9 protein-coding genes, 1 tRNA gene and 1 pseudogene are annotated in these 9,458 nt (G+C 64.4%); 4 read left to right on the top strand and 7 right to left on the bottom strand.

The annotated features are described in order from the left end of the window. Nucleotides 1–12 precede the first annotated feature (12 nt). Nucleotides 13–1,260 (top strand): glycosyltransferase family 4 protein, encoded by a 1,248-nt coding sequence (locus ACIPZB_RS26915; protein WP_400643453.1) that lies wholly within the window; start codon nt 13–15, stop codon nt 1,258–1,260. On the opposite strand, the gene glp is transcribed toward ACIPZB_RS26915, so the two are convergent. Further along, nucleotides 1,249–2,436: a gephyrin-like molybdotransferase Glp gene (gene glp / locus ACIPZB_RS26920; protein WP_400643459.1), complete on the bottom strand. Its 1,188-nt coding sequence runs from the start codon at nt 2,434–2,436 to the stop codon at nt 1,249–1,251. The two genes, ACIPZB_RS26915 and glp, sit on opposite strands and share 12 nt — an antisense overlap. 22 nt (nt 2,437–2,458) lie before the next feature. Beyond that, a complete protein-coding gene (gene moaB, locus ACIPZB_RS26925; protein WP_400643454.1) occupies nt 2,459–2,998 on the bottom strand; it encodes a molybdenum cofactor biosynthesis protein B in 540 nt (179 codons plus the stop codon). 174 nt (nt 2,999–3,172) lie between these two features. Here moaB and ACIPZB_RS26930 point away from each other — a divergent pair, with 174 nt between their 5' ends. Then, nucleotides 3,173–3,394 (top strand): YgdI/YgdR family lipoprotein, encoded by a 222-nt coding sequence (locus ACIPZB_RS26930; RefSeq protein WP_008090493.1) that lies wholly within the window; start codon nt 3,173–3,175, stop codon nt 3,392–3,394. Nucleotides 3,395–3,475: 81 nt separating this feature from the next. Next, nucleotides 3,476–3,552, top strand: a tRNA-Pro gene (locus tag ACIPZB_RS26935). Nucleotides 3,553–3,651: 99 nt separating this feature from the next. Here ACIPZB_RS26935 and ACIPZB_RS26940 read toward each other — a convergent pair. The 3 genes and pseudogenes from ACIPZB_RS26940 to ACIPZB_RS26950 form a co-directional block, all read right to left on the bottom strand. Then, nucleotides 3,652–4,419 carry a methyl-accepting chemotaxis protein gene (locus ACIPZB_RS26940; protein WP_400643460.1) on the bottom strand — a complete coding sequence of 256 codons (768 nt, stop codon included), beginning with the start codon at nt 4,417–4,419 and terminating at the stop codon, nt 3,652–3,654. Between the two features lie 165 nt (nt 4,420–4,584). Then, nucleotides 4,585–5,268, bottom strand: a pseudogene (locus tag ACIPZB_RS26945) (methyl-accepting chemotaxis protein); the annotation flags it as partial. A 152-nt stretch (nt 5,269–5,420) separates the two neighbouring features. After that, complete coding sequence (locus tag ACIPZB_RS26950) at nt 5,421–7,184, bottom strand: ABC transporter transmembrane domain-containing protein (RefSeq protein ID WP_400643455.1); 1,764 nt, start codon at nt 7,182–7,184, stop codon at nt 5,421–5,423. A 206-nt stretch (nt 7,185–7,390) separates the two neighbouring features. On the opposite strand from ACIPZB_RS26950, the gene ACIPZB_RS26955 reads away from it, so the two are divergent. Next, complete coding sequence (locus ACIPZB_RS26955) at nt 7,391–7,564, top strand: PA1571 family protein (RefSeq protein WP_008090497.1); 174 nt, start codon at nt 7,391–7,393, stop codon at nt 7,562–7,564. A gap of 183 nt (nt 7,565–7,747) precedes the next feature. Here the strand turns inward: ACIPZB_RS26955 and pdxB are convergent, their stop codons facing one another. Together pdxB and tusA are read right to left on the bottom strand one after the other, a co-directional pair. Then, nucleotides 7,748–8,890, bottom strand: a complete 1,143-nt coding sequence (gene pdxB / locus ACIPZB_RS26960) for a 4-phosphoerythronate dehydrogenase PdxB (protein ID WP_400643456.1) — start codon at nt 8,888–8,890, stop codon at nt 7,748–7,750. 60 nt (nt 8,891–8,950) lie between these two features. After that, complete coding sequence (tusA, locus tag ACIPZB_RS26965; protein WP_008090850.1) at nt 8,951–9,193, bottom strand: sulfurtransferase TusA; 243 nt, start codon at nt 9,191–9,193, stop codon at nt 8,951–8,953. Nucleotides 9,194–9,458: the final 265 nt, after the last annotated feature.

The following is a 9,458-nucleotide window of genomic DNA, read 5'->3' on the forward strand; positions in this document are numbered from 1 at the left end:
GGATTCCGGGTTATGCGCATACTCTGGACACTGCCCTACCTGCCCTGGCCCACCACCAGTGGCAGCAAGACCCGGCAATACCACCTGCTGCGCGCGCTGGCGCAGCATGGCCACCGGATCACCTTGCTGGTGCAGTCGAAGATCCCCCTGAGCGACGCTACCCGTGAAGCCCTTGAACCGCTGGTCGAACGCCTGATCGTACTGCCCAGGCGCGCGTTGCACAGCCCGCTCAACCTGCTGGCCTCGCCGATCATCGACTACCCGATGCGCGCGATCATCAATGGCCTTGCGCCGCGCCTGCGGCATCGCTTCGAGCAGTTGCTGGACGAGCCCTGGGACGTGATCCAGATCGAGCACAGCTACAGCTTCCAACCTTTCGAAAAAGCCCTGCAAGCCCGCGGCCTGCCCTACTTGCTCAGCGAGCACACCCTGGAATCGGTGATGGGCGCAGCCTGCCACGATCGCCTGCCATTGTGGCTGCGGCCACTCAATGCTTTCGACCGCTGGCGCTATCGGCGCTGGGAACAGCGCGTACTGCGCCAACCCAGCGAAGTGGTAGCGGTGTGCGCGCACGACGCCGAACTGATCAGCCAGATCAGCGGGCGGCCGGTGAACGTGGTGGTCAATGGCGTGGATTGCGATTACTACCAGGACGTGCGCCCGGCCCTGCACAGCCAGCGCCTGCTGTTCGTCGGAAACTTCGAGTACGGTGCCAACCTCGAAGCCATCGAATGGGCACTGGAGGACATTCTCCCCCAGGTATGGATGAGCAATCCGGCGGTGCGCCTTGCGATTGCTGGACACGCCCTGCCCGCCAGCTGGAAGCGACACTGGAACGACCCGCGTATCGAATGGATAGGCTATCGCCCCGACCTGCGCGAACTGCAACGGCGTTCGGCGCTATTTTTCGCGCCGTTGCGCTACGCGGGTGGCTCCAAGGTAAAAATCCTTGAAGCCATGGCTGCCGGACTGCCGGTAATCACCACCGCCAAGGGGGTTTCAGGCCTTGCGCTGAACAACGGCGAGCACTACCTGGGCAGCGACGACGGAGACCAGTTAGCGCTGTCGATCACCCAGTTGCTCAACCAGCCCTGGCGGATGTGCCAGATGAGCGAGGCCGGCCGCCAGTTTGCCCGCCAACGCCACGACTGGAGCATCGCGGCGCAGCAACTGGAGACCGTGCACATGCGCCTGATGCAGTCGGCACCGGCCGATGTCTCGCAGCGCAGTGCCAGCTGGATAGGCCGTTCAACCGAGTAGTTCACTCAACGGAATGAACGGCACGCTGTCGCCCACCTTCGGCGTGCTGCCTTCACGCACCTCGACCAAGCCTTCAGCCCAGGCGGCACTGCGCAGCACACCGGAACTCTGGTTCTTGTAGATACGCACCTGACCGTTTTCGAGACGGGCGCGCAGGTACTCGCGCCGGGTACCGGCCTTGGGCCAGTCGAATCCGGCCGGCACGTCGAACTGCAGCGGCGTGACCGCTGCCACACCCTGGCGGCGCAGCAGGTAGGGGCGAGTGAGCAGGCCAAAGGTGACCAGTGTCGACGCCGGGTTACCCGGCAGGCCGATCACCGGAACGCCTTGATAATGGCCGAAGGTCAGCGGCTTGCCCGGCTTGATCGCCAGCTTCCACAGGGCCAGTTCGCCCGCCTCGCGCAGCGCTGCCCCAAGGTAATCAGCTTCGCCCACAGAAACACCGCCGGTGGACAGGATCAGGTCGACATCGCTCAGCCCGCCCAGGCACTGGCGGGTGTGCGCCAGGTCATCGGGGAGAATACCCATGTCGCGCACTTCGCAGCCCAGGCGTTGCAACCAGCTGACCAGCAGGCGCCGGTTGCTGTTGTAAATCTGCCCCGGCCCCAACGGCAGGCCCGGCTCGACCAACTCGTCGCCGGTGGATAGCACAGCTACGCGCACCCGGCGCACGACCTGCAGATGGGCGTGCCCCAAGGTTGCCGCCAGGCCCAGTTCGATCGGCCCCAGGCGAGTGCCGGCGACCATCACCTGCTCGCCTTTGCGGGTTTCCTGGCCTTGGGGGCGAACGTTCTGGTCGATCTGCAAGGGTTCGAGGAAGCGCACTCGACCGTCGTCCAGCACTTCGGTGTTTTCCTGCATCTCGACGCAGTCGGCACCGGCTGGCAGCGGCGCGCCGGTAAAGATCCGCGCGCAGGTGCCTGGCAGCAACGGTTCTGGGGCGTGGCCGGCGAAGATCTTTTGACTGACCGGCAAAGGTTCACCCAGGTGATCGGCCATGCGCAGCGCGTAGCCGTCCATGGCGCTGTTCGGCCACGGCGGCAGGTCGAGCGAGGCGACCAGGTCGGTCGCCAGCACTCGACCCTCGGCTTCGGCCAGCGAGACCTGCTCGATGTCCTTGATCGGTGCCGCTTCCGCCAGCGCCAGCAGGCGTTCGAGGGCTTCTTCCACCGGCATCAGCGGCCGGGCGTGTGGCGCCTCAGCCACGGCTTTCACAGGCCGCAACCTGCTTCAGGTGAGGCACGAAATTGCACGGACGATGACGGGCATCGAGCTGTTCAGCGAGGATGCCGTCCCAGCCGGTGCGCACGGCATTGGTCGAGCCCGGCAGGCAGCACACCAGGGTGCCGTTGGCGAGGCCGGCCAAGGCGCGCGACTGGACGGTGGAGGTGCCGATGTCGGCCACGGAAATCTGCCGGAACAGTTCGCCGAAGCCTTCGACCTGCTTGTCCAGCAGGCAGGCAACAGCTTCCGGCGTACTGTCGCGACCGGTAAAGCCGGTGCCCCCGGTAATCAGCACCACCTGCACGCTTTCGTCGGCAATCCAGGTGGCGACCTGGGCGCGGATCTTGTACAGGTCGTCCTTGAGCAGCATACGGGCTGCCAATTGGTGGCCCGCGGCGGTCAGGCGATCGACGAACAGTTGACCGGACGTATCGGTTTCGAAGGTACGGGTATCGCTGACCGTCAGCACGGCGATGTTCAGCGCCACGAAGGGGGTATCTGCCTTGGCTTTCATGAGTGTCCGTCGCAGGGGAAGAGGATGCCCGCATTTATATCACAGCAGGCCTCGGGCCAGCCCTGCAGATCCAGGTCAATAACCCACTAACAGGGCTATGCTGAACTGCTAAGGAACTTGCGCAGACGCACCGCGTCATAAAATCATCTAGCACCCTTGCACTGGAGAAACACGATGATTCAACGGACTCTTCCCGCCTTCCTGCTCGCCCTCGGCATTGGCGCCCTCGCCGGCTGCTCCTCGCCGAGCGTGATCACCCTGAACGACGGCCGCGAGATCCAGGCAACCGATACCCCTTCCTATGACGAGGACTCCGGTTTTTACGAGTTCGAGCAGCTCGACGGCAAGCGCACGCGCCTGAACAAAGACCAGGTTCGCACCGTCAAAGAGCTCTGATTCAGCCGCTGTTTTGGACATAAGCCCTTTTAACAACAAGGGCTTGCGCTCGAAAAAGCGATGCAGTAGGATTTCGTTCATCGGAGTGTAGCGCAGCCAGGTAGCGCGTCTCGTTCGGGACGAGAAGGCCGCAGGTTCGAATCCTGTCTCTCCGACCAAATCCTGCTCAAAAAGCCCGCCTTGCGCGGGCTTTTTGTTGTGCCTGAGAAAATCGCCGTGCGCGTCGCGGGCAACCTCGCGAAGCGCACAGCGTACCTTCAAGCGGTAAGCCGCGACGTCACCTCGCCCAACTGCCCCGACAACCCATGCAAGCGCTGGCCCGCCTGCTCGGTATGCTGCACAGCCTCCTGGTTGGCGGTGGCGATGCGGGTGATTTCGATCAGGTTGCGCGAGATGTCCTCGGCTACGCTGGTCTGCTCCTCGGCAGCGGTGGCGATCTGCCGGTTCATGTCGCGGATCGCCTCGACCGCGGTGGTAATGCGCTGCAGCATGTGCCCGGCCTGCTGCACCTGCTCGGCGCCCTCCTCACTGCGCTGCTGCCCGCTTTCGATGGCCTTGACCGCCTCCAGCGCGCCTGACTGCACCGCTTCGATGATCTGATGGATTTCGGCGATCGAGGCTGCCGTGCGCTGGGCCAGACTGCGGACTTCGTCGGCCACCACCGCAAAACCACGCCCGGCCTCGCCGGCACGGGCCGCCTCGATGGCGGCGTTGAGCGCCAGCAGGTTGGTCTGTTCGGCAATGCCGCGGATCACTTCCAGCACCTTGCCGATGCGCGAGCTGTCACTCTCCAGGTCACGGATCACCGCCGCGGTTCCGGCGATCTCACGGTTGACCACGCCGATGATGTCGATGGTCAGCTGCATGACCTGCTCGCCTGCCTGGGCACTGTGGTCGGCATCATCGGCTGCACGCGCAGCTTCGGCCGCGTGGCGGGCCACTTCCTGGGCGGTGGCGGACATTTCGTGCATGGCCGTGGCCACCTGGTCGGTACGCTGGAACTGGTCGTGAGTGCCACGGGACATGTCCCCGGCGATGTTGCGCAACTGGCCGCTGGCGCCTTCCAGTTCCTGGGCGTTGTCCTTGAGCCTGCCCACGGTGTCGGCGAGAAAATCACGCAAGGTATTGGCTGCACGCGCCAGCCGGCCCAGCTCGTCCTCGCGACGGCTGTCGACACGCGCGGCAAAGCGCCCCTGGCTCAGTTGCGCCACATACTCGATCAATTGGCGGATCGGCTCGATCAGGCTGCGGTTGACCCGCCACACGCTGAACAGCCCCACCAGCAACGCCGAGCCAAGCATCACCAGCATCCCCAGCCATACCGTGCGCTCCGCGCTGGCGCTGATGCTGGCGGCGCGCGTGCGGGCATCGGCGCGAAGTTGCTCGACCAGCGCGCTCATCTGTTCGCTGGCGGCACGGTCGACGCCTTTGACAGCCTGGTCGCCTACCAGCGGGTCGCCACCGGCGGCCATGAACGCCTGGCGGCCCTGCTCATAGGCCACGCCCAGTTGCCGGTGGCTGTCGCGCAGCTGCTGCAACGGTGCCTTCAAAGACACATCGCTGGTGTCGATCAATTGCCCAAGCAATTGCTGAACCTGCTGCTCGCGCGCCTGAAATTGCTGCCAGTACTTGTCGCGCTCGGCCGGCTGGCGCCCGCGCAACAGCACGTTCTTCCATTCCTGTACCTGGATCTTGAACTGCAGGTTGGCTTCGTCGAGGGTTTGCGAAGCCCGCAGCGGCCCATCGACCAGCTCGGCGTATCCGCGAACGCTGGAGGACAGGAACTGGAAACACACCAAGGCTATCAGCAGCATCGCCGCCAGGCTGGCACCCAGCAAGGTGAGAATTTGCACTCTGAGGGAAGTACGCAACATCGCAGATCTCTGGTACAGGAAAGTGGGGAAACGTTTTCGTAGGCCAAAAAAAAGCTGCCATCGATCGATAGCAGCCAGGTCGAGCACTTACGCAACAGTTGGAGCAATACTCTCAGGCATTTGCTACAGAAATGTTACAGGTTGACGATGACTCAGCCGCGGGCGAACTGCAGCGCAGCCAGGCGGGCATACAACGGACTTTCCTCGATGAGTTGGCGATGACTCCCCACCGCCACCACCCGGCCCTTGTCGATGACGGCGATGCGGTCGGCATGCTGCACCGTGGCCAGGCGGTGGGCGATGACCAGCGTGGTGCGGCCAGCCATCAAGCTGGGCAGCGCCTGCTGGATCAGGTACTCGCTCTGCGCGTCGAGGGCGCTGGTGGCTTCGTCGAGTAGCAGGATGGGCGCATCCACCAGCAGCGCACGGGCAATCGCCAGGCGTTGCCGCTGGCCGCCCGACAAACCGACTCCGCCCTCGCCCAAGAGCGTCTGGTAGCCCTGCGGCAACTGGCGGATGAATTCGTCGGCATGGGCGCCCTGCGCCGCAGACTCGACTTCGGCCATGGATGCCTCAGGCCGGCCATAACGGATATTGGCTTCGACGGTGCCGCGAAACAGGGCGGGGGTTTGTGCCACCAAGGCGAATTGGCGTCGCAGCTCACTGGGCTCCATCGCGGTGATTGGCACGCCATCGAGAAGAATGCGCCCTTGCTGCGGGTCATAGAAGCGCAGCAACAGGTCGAACAACGTCGACTTGCCGGCCCCCGAAGGCCCGACCAGGGCCAGCGTCTGACCGGGTTCGATGACCAGGCTCAGGTTGTCGATGGCGGCGACCGAGGGCCGCGAGGGGTAGGCAAACGCCACCTGTTGCAACGCGATGCGCCCGCCACCGCGCTGGCGCTCCAAGGCGACCGCCACCTCGGGTGCCAGGATCGCGCTGCGCGCCGCCAGCAACTCGGCAATGCGCTCGGCGGCGCCGGCGGCGCGCTGCAACTCCCCGATCACTTCGCTAAGGGTGCCGCAGGCGCTGCCGACGATCAGGCTGTAGAACACGAACGCCGCCAGGTCGCCCGCAGAAATGCGCCCGGCGATCACGTCCATGCCACCGACCCACAGCATCACCCCCACCGCGCCTAGCACCAGCACGATGACCAGGGTAATCAGCCAGGCACGCTGGGCGATCCGTCGCCTGGCCACGGCGAAGGCCGCCTCGACCGTGTCGGCGAAGAGCGCACGGTCGCGCGCCTGGTGGTTGTAGGCCTGTACGGTCTTGATCTGCCCCAGGGTTTCGGCCACGTAGCTGCCCACGTCCGCCACCCGGTCCTGGCTCTGGCGCGACAGGCGGCGCACGCTTCGGCCGAACAGCAGGATCGGCGCCAGCACCAGCGGCAGGGCCAGCACCACGATGCTGGTGAGCTTGACGTTGGTGATGAACAACAGCACCACGCCGCCGATCACCATCAACACGTTGCGCAGGAACATCGACAGCGACGAGCCGATCACCGACTGCAGCAAGGTGGTGTCGGTGGTCAGCCGCGACTGGATCTCGGAGCTGCGGTTGTCTTCGAAAAAGCCGGGGTGCAGCCCGACCAGATGATCGAACACGGCCCGGCGAATATCGGCTACGCAGCGTTCGCCGATCCATGAAACCAGGTAGAAGCGGCTGAAGGTGCCAATCGCCAGTGCCAGCACCAGCACCAGGAACAGGCCGATGGTCTGGTTCAGCTGGTGCGCCGAGCGGGTCATGAAGCCCTGGTCGACCAGCAGGCGGATCCCCTGGCCCATGGACAGGGTGATGGCTGCAGTCACGACCAGTGCCAGCAATGCCAGCAGGGCCTGACGACGGTAAGGTCGAATGAATTGCCAGGCCAGGCGCAAAGCGCGGCGTTGGCGGGTGGAGACCGGTTCGGGCATGACAGCGACCAGAGCAGCGGGGTGAAAAAGCAGACTACCACTCAACCACTGCGCCTGCGGCTATAGCCCAACGTTCTAACGGGCCTCTGGAGGTTTTTTGCGCTTTCTGTTGGACTGTGGGATGTCCGCGACACCCAAGAGCCCTTGTCACAGGCCGGTCACGGCACAGGTTTACTTTGATATTGGACCTGATGAGGAGACAGCGAATGAGTTTGCAGCATGGCAGCGATACCCCGAAAAGCCAGAGCACCCCGCAACCCAAGGCCTGCGGTTCGATCATCGACGCCCAGGGCCGTGAGGTTCCGATTACCGAGCAGATGATTCAACACGCATGCAAGAAGCTGGAGGAGAGCCGCGACGAGAAAAGTCGCAAGGGCTGAGCCGCGAATTCTTTGCAACCCGGCGCTTGCGCCGGGTTTTTTATTGCCCGTTCGCGGTTGCCTGTACCGGCCTCATCGCCGGCAAGCCGGCTCCCACAGGTTCAGCACAGGCATTGAGAGCAGTGGTTTACCTGTGGGAGCCGGCTTGCCGGCGATGAGGCCGGTACGGCATGCCCAAGTCGGTCAGACCATTACCGCACCCAAGGCACTGACCATCTGCACCAACTGCGGTGCCTCGCCGCGTACCCGCACCGCCAGCCCTTCGATTTCGCGCCGTGGCGGATAATGCTTGCGCAGCTGGTCGAACGCCGCCCGTTGCTCGGCGGCATCCTCACTCAGGCTACGGCGGAAATCGGCATCGTCGCGACGGGGGTCGTACACCGCTCGGCACAGGGTCGCCAGCGCCCATCCCAGGTCAGCCTCGCCATCCAGCTCGATCTGCGCCAGCGGCGGCTTGGGCAGCAGGTCGACCAGTTGCACCCGCTCAGGCTGGTCGAGGAAGCGGCACAGCGCCTGATAGATCTGCGCCGTGCCACGCTGGCGGCCATCCAGGCTGTAACCTGCGATATGCGGCGTGGCCAAGGTGCACAGGTCGGCCAGTTGCAGATCGACCTGCGGTTCGCCTTCCCAGACATCGAGCACGGCGTGCACGTCTTCGCGGTCCAGCAGCAGCTCACGCAGGGCTGCGTTGTCCACTACCGGCCCACGGCTGGCGTTGATCAGCCAGGCACCCGGTCGCAGGTCTGCCAGTTGCGCGGCGCCCAGCAGGTGCCAGGTCGGGTGCTCACCGTCTCGCTGCAGTGGCGTGTGCAGGCTGATCACGTCGCACTGTTCCAGGATCGTTTCGAGGCTGACGAAATCGCCGCCTTCGCGGGCCTGGCGCAGCGGGTCGCAGACCAGCACCTTCCAGCCCAGGCCGTGCAACACGCGCACCAGCCGGCCACCGACTTCACCTGCCCCGACCACACCATAGGTGCGCTGTGGCAACGCTACGCCATCCAGTTCGGCCAGGGTCAAAAGGCTACCCAGTACGTAGTCGACCACGCCGCGGGCATTGCAGCCTGGGGCGCTGCTCCAGTGAATGCCGGCTTCGGCGAAATAGTTCAGGTCGAGGTGATCGGTGCCGATGGTGCAGGTGCCGACGAAGCGTACCTTGCTGCCTTCGAGCAGTTGCCGATCGACCTTGGTCACCGAACGCACCAGCAGCACATCGGCCTCTTTGACACTGGCGGCGTCGAGGCTTCTGCCGGGGTATCGGCGGATCTCGCCGAAGCCTTCGAAGAAGGCATCGAGCAGCGGGATATTCTCGTCGGCAACTATCAGCATGGCGCTCTCCTGTCAGGGGAACGCAGTGTAGGCGCTACGACGGGCGTGTTCCAGCGCGGCTCAGTCGGCTTTCTTGCGAATCCAGTAAAGGAAGGTGCCTGCCTCTTCCTGCTGCTGCAGCAGTTCGTGGCCGAGGAAGTTGCAGAACTTGGGAATGTCGCGTCGGGTCGAGGGGTCGGTGGCGATGACCTTGAGCAGGCCACCGGCGGCCAGGTTGCGCACGTGCTGGTGCAGCATCATGACGGGCTCCGGGCAGTTCAGGCCGGTGGCATCGAGGATCGCGTCAGGGGTGAATTCAGTCATGGGGGGCTCCGCAAATGATCGCTATTGTCGCGCATAGCGTGACGCAGACCAATAGCCACCTGCCGCCACTGCGTCGCGCAGCGCGGCTTGCCTGCTTTTGCTTTTGCTTTTGCTTTTGCTTTTGCTTCTAAGTGCGCGGTAGTTCAGTCACCGCCAATTGCGACGTCAGGAGGCCGAGCGGAGGTCTTGCGGAGGGAGGTGACGGGCATGGATGCCCGTCAAGCGCTGGGCCCCAGGATGGGGCCTGCAGCGCGGTCCTCCCGGG

Source organism: Pseudomonas sp. NPDC089396 (genome assembly GCF_044749545.1).
In the GTDB taxonomy this organism is placed as follows: domain Bacteria; phylum Pseudomonadota; class Gammaproteobacteria; order Pseudomonadales; family Pseudomonadaceae; genus Aquipseudomonas.

Bases quoted from the DNA above. Each gene is read 5' to 3' on its own strand.
- ACIPZB_RS26930 (WP_008090493.1), top strand. From the start codon at position 3,173: ATGATTCAACGGACTCTTCCCGCCTTCCTGCTCGCCCTCGGCATTGGC.
- moaB (WP_400643454.1), bottom strand. From the start codon at position 2,998: ATGAAAGCCAAGGCAGATACCCCCTTCGTGGCGCTGAACATCGCCGTG.
- glp (WP_400643459.1), bottom strand. From the start codon at position 2,436: ATGCCGGTGGAAGAAGCCCTCGAACGCCTGCTGGCGCTGGCGGAAGCG.
- ACIPZB_RS26915 (WP_400643453.1), top strand. From the start codon at position 13: ATGCGCATACTCTGGACACTGCCCTACCTGCCCTGGCCCACCACCAGT.
- tusA (WP_008090850.1), bottom strand. From the start codon at position 9,193: ATGACTGAATTCACCCCTGACGCGATCCTCGATGCCACCGGCCTGAAC.
- pdxB (WP_400643456.1), bottom strand. From the start codon at position 8,890: ATGCTGATAGTTGCCGACGAGAATATCCCGCTGCTCGATGCCTTCTTC.
- ACIPZB_RS26950 (WP_400643455.1), bottom strand. From the start codon at position 7,184: ATGCCCGAACCGGTCTCCACCCGCCAACGCCGCGCTTTGCGCCTGGCC.
- ACIPZB_RS26955 (WP_008090497.1), top strand. From the start codon at position 7,391: ATGAGTTTGCAGCATGGCAGCGATACCCCGAAAAGCCAGAGCACCCCG.
- ACIPZB_RS26940 (WP_400643460.1), bottom strand. From the start codon at position 4,419: ATGTCCCGTGGCACTCACGACCAGTTCCAGCGTACCGACCAGGTGGCC.